Origin of the sequence: Bacillus sp. FJAT-50079, from assembly GCF_018343515.1 — a bacterium.
Classification (GTDB): domain Bacteria; phylum Bacillota; class Bacilli; order Bacillales; family Bacillaceae_C; genus Lederbergia.
This window is the reverse complement of record NZ_JAGYPD010000007.1, coordinates 196,158-218,263: the sequence shown is the minus strand read 5'-3', so window position 1 is coordinate 218,263 and position 22,106 is coordinate 196,158. Positions and strand designations below refer to the sequence as shown.

Sequence of the window (22,106 nt, the reverse complement as noted above, 5' to 3'; positions counted from 1 at the left end):
CAACGAGGAGATTTGTTACGAAAATAACAAAAATAGGGTATGATAGATTTGTCAGAATTGTTCAAGTGCTAGACGAAAGTCAGTCACTTGGCAAATGGAGGGATGGAATTGAGAGCTGTCGTACATGAAAAGATTGCTGGATTACAAGGATTATCTTATCGGAATATAGATGAAGCACAGCCACAGGCTGGCGAGGTGAAAATTCGTCTGAAAACGGCTGGCTTAAATCACCGTGATTTATTTGTGCTCCATCGCCATCAACCAACTGATCCACCATTAATCATTGGTTCTGATGGGGCTGGAATCGTTGCTGCTGTTGGCGAAGGTGTGACAAATGTTCAGGTCGGAGACGAAGTCATCATTAATCCAGGGCTTGGTTGGATGGAAAATAGTGAGGCACCGCCAAAAGGATTTGATATTGTTGGTTTGCCTGGGCATGGAACTTTTGCCGAACAAATCATACTCCCTGCCGAAAACATCGTACCGAAACCAGATTATTTAACATGGGAAGAAGCAGGCGTCTTATCACTTGCTGCATTAACCGCTTATCGCGCTCTCTTTACAAGGGGTAAAATTGCTGCTGAGAAAACATTGTTCCTGCCGGGTATTGGCAGTGGTGTCGCAACTTTTATTCTGCAATTTGCAAAGGCTGTTGGGGCAACCGTCTATGTTACTTCGCGCTCGAAAGAAAAATGTGAGCAAGCACTTGAACTTGGGGCAGATAAAGCGATTGATAGCAATATAGATTGGGAAGAAGCGCTCGAAGGTGAAAAAGTAGATCTCATCATTGAGTCTGTTGGAGCAGCAACATTTAACAAATCCCTTAGCCTGCTTCGCCCAGGCGGGACAATCGTTGCATTTGGCGCATCTGCTGGGGATGAAATCCAACTAAATTTACGTGACTTTTTCTACGGACAATACAATCTGCTTGGAACGACAATGGGCAGCGCGGAAGAATTTAAGGAAATGCTTCAATTTATTGAAAAACATCAAATCCGGCCTGTTATGGATCAAATTTTTTCATTAGATCAATTCGAACAAGCTTTTAAAAGAATGGAAAACGCCGACCAGTTTGGTAAAATTGGCTTTAAGATTGAGAAATAGTAACAAAAAAGGACAGAGCGTCGGGCCTTGTCCTTTTTGATTTGTGACCAAGTTTTTCCATAGTGAAATATTCAATCCGTTCCAACAGATCTCATACCTTTTCCCCATGGACTTTATCACTCCAAAAGGCTATGATTCTATGGAAAATATTCACAATGGAGGGATACGTTGAAAAGGTTACAACTCTACTTATTATTCACTTGTTTATGTTTTATTATTTTTGTGCCACAAGTATCTGCTCGATCACTTTCTATTGATGATGTACATATTAGAGTCTGGATTTCTCCTAACGGTGACTTACTCGTTAATGAGGCTTTCACCTATATGTTTAATGGCGAATACAGTGTCGTGAGGCGCTCGATCCATAGTGATTACCATGACGGGGTTGAAAACTTTGAGGCTTATGAACTCATCAATCCAAATACTGAACTTGGGGCCATGACTAAAGAAGACTTGCGTGCACTCGATGTTTCCTTAGAAAAAAATCATTATTTTGCTACTCTTCCTGCACAAGATGAACAGAAGACGATTGTTTATGTTTACATACTAAAAAATGCCGTAAAATCCTATGAAGCATATAGCGATTTAACGATTCCCTTTTTCGGTACGGGTCAGAATCACGATGTCGATTTACATGATGTGACGATTGATCTCGTCTTTCCAGAAACAATGAAGCTTGATCAATATCATGCCTATTTTCATGATGCCGAAGGGACAATCACACATAAATCAGAGGAATTGGTACGTTTTTTCACACCCCATTCTAAGGCATATCAATTAACGGAAACACGCCTCTTATTTCCATCCGCGATTATGTCTGAGCAAGCAAAATCGACCGAGCCGATCCCTTTGGAAAAAGCAATCGCTCAAGAAGAAAATCTGCCTGGCGGAAACATCATCAAACAAAATAACTCAACAACGTTTGCTCACACATTAATGATCGCTTCAGGAATGCTCGTGGTCGCGGCGATTATGCTACTGCTGCTTCCTCAACGCCGTTTAAAAAGAGAGGCAAGTCTCGATCATATGTTACAATACGATCCTCTAGACTTATACATGATCGATCGAGCTGGAGTATATGATTCATACGCTTTCTTTGCTGGCGTTTATTCACTCGTTGAAAGAGGCTATGCAACGGCTAAAAAGACGGCAACAATCACGAGGCTGCAAAGGGAACCAGAAGCACCGAACCATACCCTTACTTTTACCTTTAATCCTCCAACCCCAGCTTTCACCAAGTCGGAGAAACTGCTGATGGATTGGTTATTTAGCAAGCGGGTAAAACAAGGCATTCGTATTTTCTTTATGAATAAATTATATGGGGCAACAGCAACGAACAAAAAGCGAGGAAATTATCATAGTCATAATCGCGTTGTAGAAAAGATCAAAAAGAATGAAAAGTTGTGGATGGACACTGTCTTAGAACAAATGACAGAAGCTAAACAAATCAGTGGTACGTTTTATTTAATTACGATCCGTATTTTTATGATTTTAGCAGTACTTGCAGTTTGTATTGCTTATTTGGTTCATCCTGATAACGGATTTTGGATGATCGTCTATCTCATCCTCGCCCTTTTTTCAATCAAAAAAGCATGGCCGGCAACGAATAAGCGGCGTATCATTTCATTATTTGCGGTATCGATCATTGCTGGATTCTTGGCAGTAGGTACAGAATTACTTCCACATTTATCGATATTCTTATTGCTTTTAATTATCGTTTTCATGTTAACACCGCGGTATATTTTATCAAGGGAACTGGCAGAAAGAAGAGCAGAAATTCGCCATTTTAAAGCAGTGCTTGCACATGATGGCATTCCAGAATATTCTTCTGATCAGGAGCTTGAAAAATGGATGACACGTGCCATACTCTTAAAGGTGAAAAAATTTCCGATTGCTGCTACTCATACGCGAAGGCCGATTGAGGACATTTCCAGTACAGCTCCATTAGCCTCACTTGTTCTGACAGGTGAAGAGCCTATCGGTTATTTGATCAAAACATGGAATTGGAGCAAAGCGCCTGGAAGCTTTTTCGATAGCTTTTTTGCTGAAAGTGATTCGAATAGTGGATGGGGCGGCGATAGCGGCGGTGGTGGTGGTGACGGAGGCGGCGGTGATGGCGGGGGCGGTGCGGGCGGAGATTGATCCCGCATTACCTAACTAACGATTTCTATTTATCTTAAAAAAGTGTAGACCAAGTCTCGGTCTACACTTTGCTTATTTTACTAATAATGCCGAACCAGAGATGCCCGGTTCTGTCATTTCATATGGATTTAAAATTTGGTCAAGCTCAGCTTCTGTTAACACGCCGTGCTCTACACACATTTCTCTGACAGATTTACCTGTGAGCAGTGCTTCTCTTGCAATCTTTGCTGCTGCTTCATAGCCGATATGTGGATTAACAGCCGTTAAAATTCCGATACTCGTATCGACATAATGCTTCATTTGTTCTTCATTAGCTGTAATGCCTTGTGCACAATATTCCGTAAATACGTTGAAGCCATTATTCATAATGGAAATAGACTGCAATAAGTTAAATACTAAGACTGGTCCCATCACATTCAGTTCAAATTGACCTGCCTCCGAAGCAAGACTGACCGTATGATCATTTCCATTAACTTGGAACGCGATTTGATTAATTAGCTCAGCCATAACTGGGTTTACTTTTCCAGGCATAATTGATGATCCTGGCTGCCTTAATGGCAAGTTAATTTCCGCCATTCCCGCTTTCGGTCCAGATGCCATCAACCGTAAGTCATTGGCAATTTTCGACATATTCAGCATGCAAATTTTTAATGCTGAGGATACTTCAGTATATGCATCCGTATTTTGCGTCGCATCAACGAGATGCTCAGCAGGTCTAATTGGGTAGGCGCTTATTTCAGCAAGATGACGAACTGCAGACATAATATACTGCGGATCAGCATTAAGACCTGTCCCTACTGCTGTTGCCCCTAAATTCACTTCATATAAACTTTCACGTGTACGACTAATCCGTTTAATATCACGGGCAATAACACGAGCGTATGCCGCAAATTCTTGCCCAAGACGAATCGGCACCGCATCTTGCAAATGTGTACGGCCCATTTTAATAATATGATCAAATTCCGTTTGTTTTTCGACAAAAACAGCGTGCATTTTTTCCATCGTTACTAATAATTGATCCAACTGAATGAGTACCGCAATGTGAATCGCAGTTGGAACCGCATCATTCGTTGACTGTGACATATTGACGTGTGAATTTGGGCTTATGTATGCATAATCGCCTTTTTCCCTGCCAAGTAGTTCAAGCGCACGATTCGCAATTACTTCATTCGCATTCATATTGATAGAAGTTCCAGCACCACCTTGAATCGGATCGACAATAAACTGATCGTGTAAAAGCCCTTCACTCACTTCTTCGGCAGCTTTCGCAATCGCATCTCCAATTTGCTTCTCAAGAAGACCAACTTCAATATTCGCAACCGCTGCAGCCTTCTTTACCATTGCTGTCGCTTTAATTAAGTCTGGGTGAATTCGATATCCCGTGATTGGAAAATTTTCTGCAGCACGCAATGTTTGAATTCCATAGTACGCATGAGCAGGCACTTCTTTTGAGCCTAAAAAATCAGACTCCACTCTTATGTCCATTGCCGTCGTTATCATCTGTCTCTTCCTCCATTAATGTTTAAATAAAGTAATCGTGAAATGTTGAGCGTATTTTCACATAATTAAAAAGGGTATAAATTGACCCGGATCGTAATCCGATCCGGGCTAATTATTCCTTATATTATAGCGGATTTTCCAATTTAAAATCATGAAATATTAAATTGTCTATGAATTGTCACATTTCAAAAATAAATAATCAGCGGGGATAAAGCCCCACTGATTATTGCTCAATCATTGAACTTGATCAAATTGGAAATATTCTTTAGCGTTGTCATAGCAGATGCCTTTTACAATCTTTTCTAGCATTGCTTTATCGTTTGGATATTCTCCACCTTCTACCCAGCTACCAATTAAGTCACATACGAGACGACGGAAATATTCATGTCTTGTGTAAGACAGGAAACTTCTTGAGTCTGTCAGCATACCGATAAATTGGCTGAATAATCCTAAATTCGCGAGTGCCTTCATTTGCTCTAGCATTCCATCTTTTTGATCATTGAACCACCAAGCAGTACCGAACTGAATTTTCCCAGCCGTTCCACCACCTTGGAAGTTACCAATCATCGTTCCAAGAACGTAATTGTCTTTCGGATTCAATGAATAAAGAATCGTTTTTGGAAGTGCATCTTCTTTTTCAAGTGAGTTAAGCAACTGTGATAATGGTCTAGCTAAAATTCCGTCGTTAATGCTGTCAAATCCAGTATCTGGACCTAATTTTTCAACCATTCTTGTGTTATTGTTACGCAATGCATGCATATGATATTGCATAACCCAGCCAAGTCTCGCATATTCTTTTCCAATATACGTAAGCGTGTATGATTTGTACTTTTCCTCTTCCTCAGCAGATACACTTTCACCTTTAAGAGCTTTGGCAAAAATATCAGCTGCTTCTTCTTCTGTACACTCTGTATACACGACCGTATTCAAAGCATGGTCAGATACTCGTCCACCCTTTGAATGGAAAAATTCGATTCTTGCACTCATTGCAGCTAAGAAATCAGCGTACGTTTCAATGTTTTGACCAGAAACTTCAGCAAGCTTTTGTACCCATTCCACATAACCAGCTTGGTTAATTTCAAGTCCTTTATCAGGACGGAAGCTTGGTAAAACTTTTACATTGAACTCTTTATCTTCTTTTAATTTTGCATGGTATTCAAGTGAATCAATTGGATCATCTGTTGTACAAACGACTTCTACGTTTGATTTTACGATTAAATCTCTTGCGCCAAAGCCTTCACCTGTTAATTGAGCATTTACTTTCTCCCAAATAGCTGGTGCACTTTCTTCGTTTAAAATATCGTGAATGCCGAAGAAGCGTTGCAGCTCGAGATGCGTCCAATTATAAAGCGGGTTACCAATTGTCATCGGAACCGTTTTCGCCCATGCTAGGAATTTTTCATAATCGTCAGCATCGCCTGTGATGTACTTTTCTTCAATTCCGTTCGCACGCATAACTCTCCATTTGTAATGGTCGCCATATAGCCATGCTTCTGTAATATTTTTAAAAGTTTTATTCTCATATATTTCCTGTGGACTTAAATGACAGTGGTAATCGATGATTGGCATATCTTTAGCATAATTTTGATACAACTCAATTGCTGTTTGACTATTTAATAAAAAATCATCATCCATAAACTTTTTCATTCCATTCACCTACATTCAAATTATTTCAACGCAAAATAACAACGTTGTTAGGTATCTTTAAGTTTAAAGTAGAAAAAGAAAAAATTCAAGCGCTTTCCACTTAATTAAACTTTAAATTAACAACGTTGTTAATTTATGTTATGATTATGGGCAAATCTATTAAATAAATGAGTGATAGACATGTCTGTAACCATTAAAGATATTGCCGTAGCAGCTGGAGTTAGCTACTCTACCGTTTCAAAGGCTTTAAATCATAGCCCGCTCGTGAAACCAGAAACGAAAAACAAAATTATTGAAATTGCGAATCAAATGGGATATGAACCCAATTATGCAGCACAGCGGTTAGTAAAAAAGGAATCGAAGCTGATTGGTCTTGCCTGGCCAACATTAGAGCGAATGGCCCATTCCGTACTTGCAACTAAGATCAATGAGGAGATTACAAGGAATGGCTATTCAATGATTCTATCGATCAACCCAATTCAAACATCGCTTGATATTTTTAAAAGATACCAAGCAGAGGGAATCATTATTTTTAATGAAGATAATGAAAAGCTCGATAATTTTACAATTTCAATCCCGATTATTTCTTATGGTGTTGGCGAAGGCAAAAACTTACCAATTATTGATGTAAATTATCAAAAGGCGATGTACACTGCGGTTGAACATCTTGTTCAATATGGCCATAAACATATTGCTTTCGTTGGTGACTTTTCATCGATTGATGATCGGCAAATTGAAAAATACAAAGGCTTTCAAAAGGCGATGGAACACTTCCAGTTACCATTTAATCATGATCTTTTAATCAATACTGGGGGGTTAAGCTGGTACGATGGTTACATGGCGGCAAAGCGGTTCCTTCAAGCAAGCTCCTTGCCAACCGCTGTTATCGGAGCAAGCTATGACCTTAGCGCCGGAATTGTTCGAGCCATTCGTGAAGCCAATTTAATCATCCCAAAAGACATTTCCATCATCAGCTACGACAATATTCCACAAATGGAAAATATGGAAATTCCTTTAACTAGCGTCGGCGTCCCCGTCGATCGAATGGCCGTTAAAATTGTTCAGACGATCTTGCATTCGATCGAGAAAGCAGAAGCTATCCCCCTTATCCAAACGCTCGATCCCCTTTTGACTGAGCGAGATTCATGTGCATCTGTAAGAGAAGACTGACGAGGAGTCAGTCTTTTTAGTGTTTTCCACTTTAGGAGAAAAACCACGTGAAATCTCCAGAATTTCTTTTCACTTTAAAGTTGCTACATACTATGCAACTTTTTTTATCTAGACGTTCCTACGAATATCAAGCCACCAACGTTTTCAACTCACAATTGTATGAAGCAAACTTTACAGCTATGGCTCCTTCTAATAGTTGGATGAAGTGTCACAAAAGTACAGCTTCCATTCGTTATATAGAGTGAGAGGAGGGATAAGATGAAAAATACAAACAAAGATTACGAAAAGATGGAAGAGCTATATGAGTTGTATGAACAAAAAGTTTACTATGTAGCCCATTCTATTTTGAATAATGTTCAGCAGGCTGAAGATACAGTCCAAGAGACATTTATTACTCTTTATCAGCATCTTGAAAAAATCTGCGGCTTGGACACCCAAGAGCTTAAACGCTACATTTTAAGAATTGCGAAAAACAAAGCGATTGACAGTTATCGGAAAAATAAACGTCGTGACATATTCTTAGAAGAATATCATAGAGAAACGGCAGGAGTAGCAGATGAAAATATTGAAAAGTGGGAACAGTCTTTTATGACTGAGGCTCAAATTGATACATTGCTAACAACATTAAAAGATTCTTACAAACAGGTTTTTAAGTATAAAGTCTTTTATGACTTAACTTATCGGGAAATCTCAAAGCTAACAGGAATTACCGAAGTTAACGTCCGCAAGCAATTTGAACGAGCTCGAAAACGAGTGCTTAATATTATAGGAGGTCGACAATATGATGAAATTGAAGAACTTAAAAAAAATGGATGACTTAGCCGAAAAAATTGCTTTAGAAGATTTTGATAAACTGGATGAACAACATGAATTTTCAGATACATACAAGCTCAAAAAGAAATTGTTTATGGATGAGATCAGAATGAAGGGTAAACAATCACAACCCAAACGTAAAAGGAATCGTATTTTAATCGCCGCTGCCTGCTTATTGATTGCCATGCCAACAACTGTTTTTGGAGCAGTAAAGGCCTATGATATCATTGTTCAAAAACAAAATTATGAAGTGATTGTTTCAGTGACAAATAAGATTTTCAAAAAGAGAGACAGTTGGTATCAAATGAAAGTCGGTTATTTACCAGAAAATATGGAAGCCAATGATAGCTTAGCTATGAAATATTCCTTTAAAGATAACTATGCAAATGGTGGGTTTTCATTCATTCTTTGGAGATTAGGAAAAAACTCCGATTTCCAAACTTTATATTCAGTCGGCTACGATGAAAAGGAGATAAACGGCAGAAAAGCAGTGATTGTAAATAAAGATACTGGAAACAAAAATGTAGTGTTTGATAGACAGGTCTTTCTCTTATTCGAGGAAGAAGGGATTATGTTACAAAGTTACATTGGAAATGATGTGAGTGATGAACAAATGATGAAAGTCATAGAGAACATTTCACTTGAACCAACATCAGAAGAAATGGCATCATATACAGTAGATTATGATGAACCCCTTTTCAGCAATGTGAAAGAACCAACGGAGTCTCGCGTTATTCCTTTGAAAAAAAACAGCAAACAATTATTTAATGTAGGACAAAGGGTTCCAGTAACGTTAGATAGCGCTGAATCTGTTAGCAAACTTGAATTTGTTGTAGAAAAAGTAGAAGTCTTTGATTCAATCTCGGATTTTAAACAAGGGAATTTTAATGATATGGGCATTGAGAGGCTAAGCGAGAATAAGGCTTTAGATCAGACGAATAAATTGCTCCCGTACAAAAGGGATGTATATAAAGTCGGAAATGGGAAGGATTCCATTCACAAATTAGTAGAGTCCAAATTAGTGAATCTCAAATTTGTCTATCTGACAACAACCGTGAAAAACAATAGTGATCAAGCAATAGAAGAAATCTACATGCACCCGTCTTTACAAGTGCTTAAATCGGAAAAAAATGTATGGAACTATGCTGGAGAAAATGGAATTGCCGAAGAAAGTATAATGACTGGTGAAGTGGATTATCTAGAACCTCACGGAGACGGAAAAAGCTTTTACAATATTGGCCGTATCGAGCCAGGACAAACGGTGAAGGTTAACCTAGGTTATTTTGTAGATGAGGATAAACTGGATTCCATCTTTCTTGATGCTTTCCATTACAGTGGCTTCGGAGACACTGAAGACATGAATGCGGAAGATCGTTTATGGATCGATATTCGTCAATAGTAACATCAATAGATAAAATAGTGCCGAGAGTGTTATCCTCGGCACTTTTGGTATTATTTAAGTTCGTCCATTGCTACTGCGTCCATGTCTGTGAACGTGTAGTTTTCTCCACCCATTGCCCAAATGAATGTGTAAGAACCTGTTGCTACACCTGAGTGAATCGAATATGGTGGTGAAATAACCACTTCTTCATTTTTCATCACAAGGTGACGAGTCTCATCTGGTTTACCCATGAAGTGGAATACGCGTGTATCTTCTTTCATATCAAAGTATAGGTAAATTTCAGAACGGCGGTCATGAACGTGAGCTGGCATTGTATTCCAAAGGCTATTATCTTCAAGAATTGTCATACCAAGCATCAACTGGCAGCTTTTTAGTCCGCCCGCATGGATATATTGATAAATTGTACGTTTGTTTGATGTTTCTACTGCACCAAGATGATTTGGAGTTGCTTCTTGAATGCTCATTTTTTGAATTTCAATTTCTTTATGAGCAGTCGTTGACATTAGGTAGAATTTTGCTGGATTCTCTTCGTCTACATTTTTGAAAAGAACTTCTTCTACACCTTTACCAACGTATAAGCAATCTCTTGGACCAAGCTCATAATCTTTTCCACCAGCAGTAACAAGTCCTGCTCCACCGATATTTACGATTCCTATTTCACGACGCTCTAGAAAATATTCTGTTCTTAAAGCATCTCCAGCATCAAGCTTAATTGCTTCGTTTGTCGGGCATGCTCCACCAACGATCATACGATCTTCATGTGAATAAACCAGTTTTAGTTCACCTGGAACGAATAGGTTTTGCACTAAAAAATTCTCTCTTAACTCTTCCGTGTTAAAGCGCTCTACTTCTTTATAATGACGTGAGTGACGAATTTCCATTATAAAAAACCTCCTGAAATTTAATAGTTTAGTATATTTTTAAGCGTGTCGACCGAGCATTAACTGCTCATCCAACCGCCATCAACACATAAGATATGACCGCTTACATAGTCAGAGGAATCAGAAGCTAGGAATACCGCTGGGCCAACTAAATCTTCTGGTGTTCCCCAACGCCCTGCTGGAATTCTTCCTAAAATATTTGTACTTCTCACAGGATCTTCCCGCAATGCTTCTGTGTTGTCAGTCGCCATATATCCTGGCGCAATAGCGTTTACATTTATACCAAGCTTTGCCCATTCGTTAGATAGCGCTTTCGTCAAGCCCGCAACTGCATGCTTACTTGCTGTATATGCCGGCACACGGATTCCACCTTGGAATGAAAGCATCGAGGCGATATTAATGATTTTCCCTTTTTCATTTTCTATCATATGATTGCCGATAATATGGCTAATCGAATAAAGGGCATTAAGGTTAACGTTCAACACGTCGTTCCAATCCTCTTCTGTAAAATCCTTCGCATCATTTCTACGAATAATCCCTGCATTATTTACTAAAATATCAATCTTGCCTGCTTTTTCAATCGCTTCCTTGGCTGCTTTTTTTACCGCCTCTAAATCTAAGAAATCAGCAGTAATGTCATAAAACTTGCGACCTAGTTTTTCTACTTCTTGCTTTGTTTCATCCATGTTGCTGACACTAATTCCTACAATATCAGCTCCAGCTTTTGCAAAACCTAACGCAATCCCTTTCCCTAATCCACGGCTAACCCCGGTAACTAGGGCTGTCTTTCCATCTAATTGAAAAATAGAGGACATTGGTACACATCCTTTTAATGTATTATTTTGTTCGTAATTTAATACTATCGAACATTTTCGAACATGTCAAGCGATAAAATCAATTACGCCAAGGCGTAATTGCGTCCAGATACTTAACTTGAAACTTTCTCATACGACAATGAGTTTTACATGGTTCTCTGAAAAATAGTCAATATATTTATCTTCCGGTCGTTGATCTGTAATGATCGTGTGGACTTCAGGTATATCGGCAAATTTAAATAACGCCATATTACCAATCTTTGTATGGTCACAGCATAACGTAATTTGCTCTGCGATTTTCATGATTTCCCGCTTATATTCAGCATGTAATGTGTGGAAAACAGTTAAACCATGCTCCAAAGATAGACCGGTTGTTGCTAGAAAAAGATGTTTCACATGAATGTTTTGAAGGGCATCTTTAGCTAATGGTCCATATAGCGAAGTCGTTGATCCAACCGGCATTCCACCTAGCATAATTAAATCTGGCTTACTCATTTCAGCAATAATGCTAGCAATTCGCAGATCATTTGTGATAACCGTTACCCTGTACGGATCAAGAAGTTTAGCAATTTCCCTCATCGTACTCCCGCCATCGAGATAAATCGTATCTCCATCTTCAATGTTTTCTACAGCCTTTTGTGCGATTCGCTGCTTTTCTGATGTATACTTTTCTTGGCGTTCCGCAATCGGGAACAAACCGGACGATTGAACAGGTACTGCTCCACCATGAACACGCTGCAGCAAACCTTTTTCCTCAAGCGTCATTAAATCCATACGAATCGTTTTTTCAGTCACACCTAGCTCTTTACTTAATTGAGAAACTTTAATCATGTTCTCTTTATCAAGAATTTCCAAAATGATTTCATGTCTTTTCGCACTTAGCATTCTATTCACACTTCCACTTTTGTTCGTTTATGTTCACTTTACAGTTTTTAAAAAAGAAATTCAACTGCTACGAGATTTTTTTATATTTTTTCAGTTTTTAAGGAGCAACCCTTTTTGCTCGATTGTTTAATTTCATTCACCTTCATAATACAAAAAAGAAGAGTAGTTATAAAAATATATACACTCTTCTTTTCTTATTTCTTATTATTTAGATGTAAAGCTCAATGTATGATGCTCAAATGCTGTATCACAAACAAACCCATTCTTTTCATATAATTGTTTAGCTCCGCTATTCATAGGAGCTGTCTCTAATGTAATATAAGCAGCATCTGTTTGTTGACCTAAATTCATTGCTAGATTTAATAATTGCTGAGCAACACCGACTCGGCGTTCCTTCTCAACAACATACAAATCGTTTAAAATCCACGCCTTTTTCATGGCGATCGAAGAATAAGTTGGATAAAGCTGAACAAACCCGATGTATTCCATCTCTTTCTTTGCCACAAAAATAATAGAATCACCATTTACAATACGTTCCTTTATAAATCTATATGCATCTGTATTACTTGCAGGCTGTTGATAAAATTGCCGATATCGATCAAACAGATCAGCAACTCCTTCAACATCCTGTTGATTTGCTTGATAAAATTCCATTTTGTATTCTCCTTTATCTTCCTTATTCAAGGCAACTTCATATTTTTTACAGAGTAGCATTAAACAACTCTTTCTTCCTCCAATTCCCAAATCGGTAATAAGCATATGCGGTAACACTGCCAATCATAAAGCTGACTGCCATTCCCATCCCTACTCCTTTTTCACCAAACATACTTGTGAACAGAAAAGTGAGCGGGTAGCGCAATATCCAAAATGAAATAATATTCAATACGAGCACTTGGAACATTGCACCCGAGGCACGAACAATTCCGTTCCAAATGAAGTTAAGACCGAGAAATGGATAAAAGAAGGCGATGATTTTTACATATTCCGTTCCAAACTTTACTGCACCTTCATCAGAAATAAAAAGACGAATCCCCCAGCCCGCAAAGAAAAATATGCCGACAGCAGCTATAAGCATCGCACCTAAGTTTAATAGAGTGGCATATAATGAGATTTGCCTTACACGTTGCCATTTTCCAGCTGCAATATTTTGTCCTGCCATACTATTCACAGCTGTACCGAGCGCATGGGCAGGTAGCATAAGAATGCTATCAAGCCGCTGAGCCGCACCGAATCCCGCCACGGCATTATCTCCGAGCGATGCGACGACACTCATGATCGCAGCCATTCCAGCCGAAATCACCATCATTTGTAAGCCAGCAGGAATACCTTGCTTTAAAATCAATGACACTTCTGCCCTTTTGGGAATTGTTGGGATAGAAAACGGAATCAGTTTATGATGTAAGCTCACAAATAAACCGTACAAAAATGCTACTCCTTGAGCAACGACCGTTGCATATGCAGCCCCTTCGATTCCCCAATCAAACACGTAGATAAAAATAGGATCTAAAACGGCATTTAAAATAACAGCGATAGTGACAAACCGAAGCGGTGTTTTACTATTTCCTAACGCCCGAAACACCGTACCAATAAAGTTATAACCGAATAAAAAAAGAATCCCAAGAAAGTTAATTCGCAAATAGCTTACTGCGTAATCTAGCATCGTTTCCGGTGTTCCTAGTAATCTTAAAATCTGTTCCGCAAAGAGAAAACCGACGACCCCAAGCAAAATCGACATGATCGATAGGATAACGATAAATGCATTGACGTAGCTTTTCAGTTGTCTCGGGTCTTCCTTCCCCTTTAACTGGGATAAAATCGTTAGCGTAGCATTATTAACACCAATAATAAAAGATAATACAGTGAAAATAACCGTACTCGAAACCGCCACCGCGCCGAGCGCATTCGCTCCAAGCAGATTTCCCACCCATAAGCTATCAATAAACTGATATGAAACTTGCAATAAATTCGTTAATAAAATCGGCATCGAAAAAACGAGCAGCTGTCTCCAAATATTGCCACTCGTAAAATCATGCTGCTTCATGAATATAGCATCCTTTCTTGTTTACTTATATTAAGTATAGCATGAGATTGAATAGGCAATAGCCGCATCATGTTGGCATGATATCAGCCTCTTCCTAGAAATGAATAAGGGGAGATTAGATATAACCGCTAATTATGAAGTAAATCGGGTAATACAATCTAACTACCTCTGATTACGCCTACTCATAATATCTTGTGTAGTATAGGATATGTAAATAAAAAACTGGTGGAAGTCCACAGTTTTTTGTTCATTTAGATAAAATTACTTATTTTTTTCATTGATTTCTAGTACCATTTTTCGATTTTTCCAGCGTCTTATCAAGATCTCGCTGATCGAGAATTAATTTTTCAAACTCCTTGGAAACACGGGACAGAATACAAAAAGCCTTAATCTCTTTAAAAGATTTAAGGCTTTATCATGAAAATCATTCTAATTTGCTTTTGTTAAGGGTCTAACTTTATCGAATAGTCGATAAAGAACAAACCCTATCATTGCTCCAAGTGTATTTAGTATAAGGTCATCCACATCAAATGAACGTATAGAAGTGAATAATTGTATAACCTCAACTAAGCATGAAGTAAAAAATCCTAAAAGTGTTACTTTCCAAAACCTGTTTACTTTAAATCTTAGTGGAATAGAAAAACCTAAAGGCGTTTCACACTTACACGGGATTTCCATTCATTTACTTTCTACTCCAAACGTACTGCTTTCTCTTGCGCAATTAGGCAAAGCTCAGCTGCTTTAAATGCATGCTCCTGAGTCATTGCATTTTCAGTGCGATTGATGCAGTCAAGGATCAATTCACCGAAAAACGGGAATCCAACTTGGCCTTTTACGGAATAATGATACGTTCCTTCTTTATTGGACAAATACACTTGATCGCCTTCAGCATCACGGGCAATGTCAATATATTTTCTTATTTCAATATATCCGTCTGTTCCTAGGATAAATGTACGCCCATCTCCCCACACACCAAGCCCATCTGGAGTGAGCCAGTCTACACGAAAATATTGAGTTGCGCCGTTTGCACCAACGAGCATCGCATCACCGAAGTCTTCAAGCTCCGGATAATCCTTCGCTGCATAGTTTGCTACTTGGCTTCGCACGACTTCCGCATCTGTATTGCCAGAGAAGTAGAGGAACTGCTCAATTTGGTGGCTTCCAATATCACATAATATCCCGCCATATTTCTCTTTTTGGAAGAACCATTCTGGACGTGATGGTGCATTGAGGAGATGGGGTGCAAAGTTTGATACTTGAAGCACACGTCCAATTGCACCTTGCTCAATAAGTTGTCCAGCATATACAGCACTTTCTACGTGCAAGCGCTCGGAATAGTAAACCATATATTTCTTTCCTGTACGTTGGGCTGTTTCTTTTGCTGCCTCCAACTGACCCATCGTTGTAAAAGGCGTTTTATCTGTAAAATAATCTTTTCCGCTTTCCATAACGCGAACGCCAAGCGGTCCTCGTTCGGATGGAATTGCAGCTGCTGCAATAAGCTTTACTTCCTCATCTTGCAAAATTTGCTCTTGGCTTTCAGCAGCCTTCACACCTGGGAAAGATTCGATAAATTTTTCTACTTTTGCAGGATCTGGATCATACACCCATTTTAATGTTGCACCTGCTTCCGTTAATCCATTACACATTCCATAAATATGTCCATGATCAAGGGATATCGCCGCAATAATAAATTCTCCTTCAGCAACAACACGATTTACTTTACCTTTCGGAGCATAGTTCATACCATCATTTTTCATATTTATTTCACTCCACTCTTCATATTTGCAGTCGATTGTTGAATCTTTTCTTGAAGCATTTCATAGAAAAGATCTTCATCAATTGGCAGTTCCACCCAATTATCGGTCCATGCAGATAAATAAACGGCATTGGAAATCATTAAGCTATTAATTCCTTCTACACCAGGGGCTAATAATTCTGTTCCATTTAGGATCGCATCTGCCCAGTTCGCCATAATGCCTTGATGATGTGTTGCTTCTCCCGTTACAGGGACGTCAATTTTCCAGCATTCTGGCTGACCAAATAGCCCTGTATACTCGCGATTAAACTCACTTTCCAATTGGCGTAGGCGCCAAAAGGTGATTTGATCATCCTCAATAACAACCTTCCCACGATCACCAACAATTTCAAAGCGATTTGTTCCTGGTGCTTCACCAATAGATGTAATAAATAAACCTGTTGCTCCATTTTCATATTCTACATAAGCCGTTACGTCATCTTCGACTTCGATATTACGGTATTTTCCAAAGCTACAGAAACCTCTAACTCGGACAGGCATCATTCCAGTAACCCATTGCCATAAATCAAGCTGGTGTGGAGATTGATTGAGTAAAACACCTCCACCTTCTCCAGCCCATGTTGCCCGCCAACCAGCAGAATTATAATAGCTCTGCGGACGATACCAATCTGTAATCGTCCAGTTTGTTCGCTTAATTTCTCCTAATTCTCCTGATTGAATCAAGTCTCTTACTTTCTGATAAAGTGGATTCGTTCGTTGATTAAACATTAAACTAAATACTTTCCCACTTTTTTCAGCCACCTCATTCATTTGCCTTACATTTTTCGTAAAGACACCAACTGGTTTTTCACATAATACATGCAAACCATTTTCAAACGCGCGAATAGCGAGTTCTGGATGACTGTAATGAGGGGTTGCAATCAATACACCATCGATGTCAGCGTCGTTAAAGAAATCGTCAATCGCAGAAAAAACTTGAACCTCTTCGCCAAAAAGATCCCTTGCCCATTCTCCCTGTTCCGGTCGTGCATCACAGACAGCTGCAAGTGCTGCCCCTTCTACTTTTCCATCAAATAAGATCTTCGCGTGACTTGCCCCCATATTCCCTAAACCAATGACGCCAACCTTTACTTTTTCCATGGCCTATCCTCCCAAATATTCGGATGCTCTTTCTACTCATTTTTGTTTTCTTTTGCGATATTCTGATGGCGTGACTCCCAATTTTTCTTTGAAAAAGCGACTAAAATGGGCGGGGCTTTCAAACCCTGTGTCCATTGCCACCTCTGCGAGTGTTTTCTTCGGGCTCATCTCTAGTTCATATTTCACCTGATTTAATCTGCACGTCATTACATAATCCATAACGGTTGTTCCCGTTATTTCTTTAAATGTACGAGATAAATAAAACTTGCTTAAATTAAGCGCGTTGGCCACATCATCCAAACTAATCTTTTCCTGATAATGTTCATTAATGTATTTTGCAATATTTTCCACATGGGTGTCTTTTTCGCTTTTGTCCATCATCCATTTTGTATTTTCCAGCTTACTTAATTTAAAAATTTGTAAAACCATAGATACAACGAGTAGCTTTAGCTCCGCTTCTACTTCTCTCTTTTGTTTCAAATTTCCTCCATCAAGAAAGTATGATTGATCAGCTCTTAACAGGCGATCAATCTCTTTCATACAATTAAGGATTGTTTGCTTCTCGATCCCTTCTTCTCCACGTAATAAACTATTATTCATTTCTTTAAATGGAGCAAGAAGGTCTGGCATTTGTAATGATTCAATGATTGGCTCAATCCACTTCGGAGAAAAATGAACGACACTTCTCTCATACGGGACAAATGTTGATGGATTTGCCCGATGTGCGGTTAAACCATCCATAATAATAATATCGCCTGGTTGAAGATCATAAATCGTATGATGGATTAGATATTTACAGTCCCCGCCATGAAAATAGTAAATTTCATATTGTTCATGTGAATGAAAGTCGAGTACATGTTCACCTATTGTTTTACTTCGATAATTCGAGATTAGCCAATCATCCATTCCTTCACCTCAAGAAGCTGCCCATTTAGTCGTTTAAGGGCAGCCACACTATTCTTTATTTTACATCGATGATGTCCGTCCAGATTTTTTCGTACCTTTAGAAAAAATCTGTGACATCCGCAGCAGACTTCCTTAACCTGAATCAGCAAAAGCGAAGCGTCAAGTACGGGGAGTTTGAACTCCCTCTAATTTGAATCATACTTATAGGAGTAGGGACTTCTGCTGATTCGAATTAAAACCAGTCCGCATAACCAAGCTTTCTTAAGTTTTCCGCTGATGTTTCTAGGCAGTCGAACGGATCGCGACCATATACATTATCTTGCTCAACTAAGAAATACTTCGAACCACTTGCAAGTCCTGCATCAATGATCGACTTCATATCAAGTGATCCTTCGCCAACCTCAGCAAATTCAATAATATTCGTAAATGCTTGCATGAATTTACTCATATCTTTAGGATCTAACGCACTCATATCAAGCTGACCAATTCGGTAATCTTTTAAATGCAACAAAGAAATGCGGTTTTCGAAACGATTAATCACATCAACAGGATCAGCTCCGCCACGGTGAATCCAGTGAACATCTAGCTCAAATCCAAGTTTTGACGTTCCTTCTCTCATCATATCAATTAAATATTTTCCATCATATTGCTGAAACTCGATATGATGGTTATGGTAGTATAGCTCGATTCCGTGCTCAGCAAGTCTTTCTGCCATCGCCTCAGCTTTTTGGATGAATGCTAAAATTTGATCTTTATCCCCCATAATATTTAATGGAAGCATTCCAATACGAATGAAGTTACAATCTAATTTTTTGCAATCACTTACAATTTTGTCGAAATCATTCGTTAATGTTTCAACTTTCATTCCAGGCATTGTCGGTTCAAGAGCAGCCGATGTTGCCGCAATTTCAATCTCAAAATCATCACTTGCTCTTTTTAGCTCTGACACATTTTCTTCCGTCATCGGAATTTGTGAAACCTCTACCGCACGATAGCCAAGCTCTCTAACTTTTCTCATTGTTTCATAAACGCCTATTTCTTCAACTTTCCCTTTAAGCATCATCATTTGAACGCCAATTTTTCCTTTTTCCATGTTTTCCCCTCCTATTATATCAAGCTATGCTTGTCTGGACATTCGCCTGACACTAGAGTGCCAGGCTTGTCCTAATTAATTTGATTGTTTCTTTTCTTCTTCGATTCTTTTATTTAGTTCAGCTAAGTACAGCTCTTCATCAAATGGAATTTCCACTTCTTTATCTAACCAGCTTGATAGATGAATCGCATTCGCTAATGTAACACCGTAAATGCCATCGCTGCCAGGTGCGATTAATGGTGTACCATCTAAAATATTAGCAGAGAAATTTTCAATAACATTGATATGTTGTTCGCCCCATACACTTTCGAACTCTAGCACTTCTTCTGTATAAATATCCGTTTGCTCTCCGCCGGAGAAGAGTCGCATAACATCACTCATATCCATGGACTTACTCATTTCAAGTTCTGGCGTATGAAGTCTTTTAATTGTAATTTTCTTACTGTCATCAACAACAATTTTTCCTTTTTCACCTAATATTTCAAAGCGATCCGTACCCAACACATCATGTGTACATGTTACAAAAACACCGCTCGCTCCATTTTCGTATTCGAACATCGCTGTTACTTCATCTTCAACCGCAATATCTCTTCTATAGCCATACTTCACATTCGAAGTTACTGTCTTAGGCATTCCACAAATCCATTGGAATAGATCAAGCTGATGTGGCGCTTGATTTACAAGGACACCGCCGCCTTCGCCTTCCCATGTCGCTCTCCATGATCCTTGATCATAGTATCCTTGTGGTCTCCACCATGTTGTAATTAGCCAATTTGTCCGACGGATTTCTCCAATTTCACCATTGTCAATCAATTCTTTTAGCTTTTGGTAAAGTGGGTTTGTACGTTGGTTGAAAAAGATCCCGAACGTTAACTCTGGTTTTGAAGCAGCAAATTCATTTAATTCCTTCACTTGCTTTGTGTAAACACCAGCTGGTTTTTCTACTAAAGCGTGAATGCCTCTTTTTAATGCTTCCATTCCCATTTCTGGATGAAAGTAGTGGGGAACCGTTGTCACAACAGCGTCAACATCGCCGCTCTCAAGCATATCGATATAATTATCGTAAAATGGAACGTCTGGATACTTCTCCGCACACACCGCCTTTTTTTCTGGATCAATATCACAAATCGCACCAATGACCGTATTCTTCACTTTTCCTTCTGAAATAAATCCGGCATAAGTTCCGCCTTGCGCACCAATACCGATAATGCCTAATCTTACTTTTTCCATCATCATTCTCCTCGCTTTTATTTTTTGCATCTATCATATTAAATTGTTAACTGATCTTCCTTTTCTAAAAGAGCCTCTTTGTAAAGGCTTACTTAAAGTATAACGAAAGCCCTTTCTTTTTTCACTATCTCACAATGCTCTATTTTCTATGATTCTTGACTCATATTGCTCTTAACAAGACAATTTATGTATAAATACTATAAAAAAAGAGACATCGTTTTATCAAACATGTCCCTTTTGCTAAAATGGTTCATATTAAATTAATTTTAGTAGGTCTTCTGCCGTTGCAGATCGATAAATTTTTTCAAAAATTTGATCTTGAGAAAAGAACGTAGCAATTTGAGGAAGCGCCTGCTCTAAATGATTATCAGAGTTCGTAGCCGCTAAGCAAACCAATACATCTACTTCTTGCTCACCCGGAAATAGGACCGGCTTTTTCAATGTTAAAAAACTAAATGAATCTTTTAACACATAATCTCCCGGACGGGCGTGTGGCATCGCCATTTTCGGACATAGAATATAATACGCACCTAGCTCTTCGGTCGATTTAATAATTTTATCGTAATATTCCTCGGTAACTGTTCCCGCTTTAACGAGTAAATCTACTACCATTTTAACAGCTTCTTGCCATGTGTCAGCTTCCTGATTTAATAAAATTGAGTTATTCTCAATGAGAGACATTTTAAAATCCACACCTTGTATTTCTTCCCGAATCATTGTTCAATCTCCTCCTCTACTTGGGCGATAACTACTTTCACACCCGCTTTTTCAATCTTTGCAATATAATCACGGTCAGCCGTCGAGTCCGTCACCAAAATGTCAATTTCTTCCAACCCAACACTTTTAAAGCTAAAAAACTTACCGATTTTTGATCCGTCAGCAACAATGATACATTCGCCTTTACAATGCTTTACCATCAGTTCATTGATCAGTGTTTCTTGATAAACAGATGTAGAAATACCATGCTCCGCGCTAATGCCATTCGCCCCTAAAATACATTTCGTTGCGATCACCTTCGATAAAACAGGAACCGCTAAGTCTCCGACAAACGACTTCGATGTCTTCCGATACTCTCCACCCGTTATCATCAGCTCTACGTTATTATTCGTAATCACCGTAGGAGCTAAAGCATTATTCGTAATCACTTTGATTGTTTTGTCCCGATTATTTAGTTCATTTAAAACAGCTAATGAGGTTGATCCTGAGTTCAAAAAGATCGTATCGCCTGCACTCAGTAATTTCACTACCTCCCTTGCAATAGCTGCCTTCTCTTTACTAAACTTCTCCCCTTTTTCTTCAAAAAGAACTTCATTATCCGTATAATCTTTAAGTAAGCGCACACCACCATGAAATCGTTCGAGAATATTTTTCTCTTCAAAATCCTTTAGATCTCTCCTAATCGTAATTTCAGATACAGAAAATAACCTACTTAACTCATCCGTCCTAGCAGATCCATGCTTTCTTAAATAATCTTCTATCTTTCTCTTACGTTGGTATACCGATCCATTTTTCATTTTTATCAATTCACTCTCTCTCGGGTTATTACTTACATCATACCCCGTTTTTTCGAACAAAACG

20 protein-coding genes are annotated in these 22,106 nt (G+C 38.8%); 5 read left to right on the top strand and 15 right to left on the bottom strand.

The window, feature by feature from the left end:
- Positions 1–108: 108 nt before the first annotated feature.
- Together KHA95_RS19295 and KHA95_RS19290 are read left to right on the top strand one after the other, a co-directional pair.
- The gene (locus KHA95_RS19295) at positions 109–1,104 is read left to right on the top strand and encodes a zinc-binding dehydrogenase (protein WP_213139189.1); all 996 of its coding nucleotides are present in this window, start codon (positions 109–111) and stop codon (positions 1,102–1,104) included.
- A 168-nt stretch (positions 1,105–1,272) separates the two neighbouring features.
- Entirely contained in the window at positions 1,273–3,246 is a 1,974-nt protein-coding gene (locus tag KHA95_RS19290) for a DUF2207 domain-containing protein (RefSeq protein ID WP_213139188.1), read from the top strand.
- A 72-nt stretch (positions 3,247–3,318) separates the two neighbouring features.
- On the opposite strand, the gene aspA is transcribed toward KHA95_RS19290, so the two are convergent.
- Together aspA and uxaC are read right to left on the bottom strand one after the other, a co-directional pair.
- Entirely contained in the window at positions 3,319–4,746 is a 1,428-nt protein-coding gene (gene aspA / locus KHA95_RS19285) for an aspartate ammonia-lyase (protein WP_213139187.1), read from the bottom strand.
- A 234-nt stretch (positions 4,747–4,980) separates the two neighbouring features.
- On the bottom strand, positions 4,981–6,393 hold the full coding sequence (gene uxaC, locus KHA95_RS19280) for a glucuronate isomerase (RefSeq protein WP_213139186.1): 1,413 nt from the start codon (positions 6,391–6,393) through the stop codon (positions 4,981–4,983).
- A gap of 180 nt (positions 6,394–6,573) precedes the next feature.
- On the opposite strand from uxaC, the gene KHA95_RS19275 reads away from it, so the two are divergent.
- The 3 genes from KHA95_RS19275 to KHA95_RS19265 all read left to right on the top strand — a co-directional run bounded on the left by KHA95_RS19275 (position 6,574) and on the right by KHA95_RS19265 (position 9,775).
- On the top strand, positions 6,574–7,563 hold the full coding sequence (locus KHA95_RS19275; RefSeq protein ID WP_213139185.1) for a LacI family DNA-binding transcriptional regulator: 990 nt from the start codon (positions 6,574–6,576) through the stop codon (positions 7,561–7,563).
- A gap of 258 nt (positions 7,564–7,821) precedes the next feature.
- Positions 7,822–8,379: an RNA polymerase sigma factor gene (locus tag KHA95_RS19270; protein ID WP_213139184.1), complete on the top strand. Its 558-nt coding sequence runs from the start codon at positions 7,822–7,824 to the stop codon at positions 8,377–8,379.
- Positions 8,345–9,775 (top strand): DUF4367 domain-containing protein, encoded by a 1,431-nt coding sequence (locus tag KHA95_RS19265; RefSeq protein ID WP_213139183.1) that lies wholly within the window; start codon positions 8,345–8,347, stop codon positions 9,773–9,775. Before KHA95_RS19270 ends, KHA95_RS19265 begins: the two co-directional genes overlap by 35 nt.
- Positions 9,776–9,828: 53 nt before the next feature.
- On the opposite strand, the gene kduI is transcribed toward KHA95_RS19265, so the two are convergent.
- The 13 genes from kduI to KHA95_RS19200 form a co-directional block, all read right to left on the bottom strand.
- On the bottom strand, positions 9,829–10,659 hold the full coding sequence (kduI, locus tag KHA95_RS19260) for a 5-dehydro-4-deoxy-D-glucuronate isomerase (protein WP_213139182.1): 831 nt from the start codon (positions 10,657–10,659) through the stop codon (positions 9,829–9,831).
- Between the two features lie 59 nt (positions 10,660–10,718).
- Positions 10,719–11,474, bottom strand: coding sequence for a 2-dehydro-3-deoxy-D-gluconate 5-dehydrogenase KduD (gene kduD / locus KHA95_RS19255; RefSeq protein ID WP_213139181.1), 756 nt, complete (start codon positions 11,472–11,474; stop codon positions 10,719–10,721).
- A 129-nt stretch (positions 11,475–11,603) separates the two neighbouring features.
- The gene (locus KHA95_RS19250; RefSeq protein WP_213139180.1) at positions 11,604–12,359 is read right to left on the bottom strand and encodes a DeoR/GlpR family DNA-binding transcription regulator; all 756 of its coding nucleotides are present in this window, start codon (positions 12,357–12,359) and stop codon (positions 11,604–11,606) included.
- 204 nt (positions 12,360–12,563) lie between these two features.
- A complete protein-coding gene (locus KHA95_RS19245) occupies positions 12,564–13,013 on the bottom strand; it encodes a GNAT family N-acetyltransferase (RefSeq protein WP_213139179.1) in 450 nt (149 codons plus the stop codon).
- A gap of 46 nt (positions 13,014–13,059) precedes the next feature.
- Complete coding sequence (locus KHA95_RS19240; RefSeq protein WP_213139178.1) at positions 13,060–14,400, bottom strand: MATE family efflux transporter; 1,341 nt, start codon at positions 14,398–14,400, stop codon at positions 13,060–13,062.
- A 429-nt stretch (positions 14,401–14,829) separates the two neighbouring features.
- On the bottom strand, positions 14,830–15,078 hold the full coding sequence (locus tag KHA95_RS23405; RefSeq protein ID WP_213139177.1) for a VanZ family protein: 249 nt from the start codon (positions 15,076–15,078) through the stop codon (positions 14,830–14,832).
- Positions 15,079–15,089: 11 nt separating this feature from the next.
- Positions 15,090–16,160, bottom strand: coding sequence for a Gfo/Idh/MocA family protein (locus tag KHA95_RS19230; RefSeq protein WP_213139176.1), 1,071 nt, complete (start codon positions 16,158–16,160; stop codon positions 15,090–15,092).
- A 2-nt stretch (positions 16,161–16,162) separates the two neighbouring features.
- Positions 16,163–17,299, bottom strand: coding sequence for a Gfo/Idh/MocA family protein (locus KHA95_RS19225; protein WP_213139175.1), 1,137 nt, complete (start codon positions 17,297–17,299; stop codon positions 16,163–16,165).
- A 36-nt stretch (positions 17,300–17,335) separates the two neighbouring features.
- Positions 17,336–18,205 (bottom strand): AraC family transcriptional regulator, encoded by an 870-nt coding sequence (locus tag KHA95_RS19220; protein WP_213139174.1) that lies wholly within the window; start codon positions 18,203–18,205, stop codon positions 17,336–17,338.
- 232 nt (positions 18,206–18,437) lie between these two features.
- Positions 18,438–19,298, bottom strand: coding sequence for a sugar phosphate isomerase/epimerase family protein (locus KHA95_RS19215; RefSeq protein ID WP_213139173.1), 861 nt, complete (start codon positions 19,296–19,298; stop codon positions 18,438–18,440).
- Between the two features lie 75 nt (positions 19,299–19,373).
- The gene (locus KHA95_RS19210) at positions 19,374–20,528 is read right to left on the bottom strand and encodes a Gfo/Idh/MocA family protein (RefSeq protein WP_213139172.1); all 1,155 of its coding nucleotides are present in this window, start codon (positions 20,526–20,528) and stop codon (positions 19,374–19,376) included.
- Positions 20,529–20,783: 255 nt separating this feature from the next.
- On the bottom strand, positions 20,784–21,245 hold the full coding sequence (locus KHA95_RS19205; RefSeq protein WP_213139171.1) for a PTS sugar transporter subunit IIA: 462 nt from the start codon (positions 21,243–21,245) through the stop codon (positions 20,784–20,786).
- A complete protein-coding gene (locus KHA95_RS19200) occupies positions 21,242–22,042 on the bottom strand; it encodes a DeoR/GlpR family DNA-binding transcription regulator (protein WP_249317126.1) in 801 nt (266 codons plus the stop codon). The genes KHA95_RS19205 and KHA95_RS19200 overlap by 4 nt, the downstream gene beginning before the upstream one ends.
- Positions 22,043–22,106 lie beyond the last annotated feature (64 nt).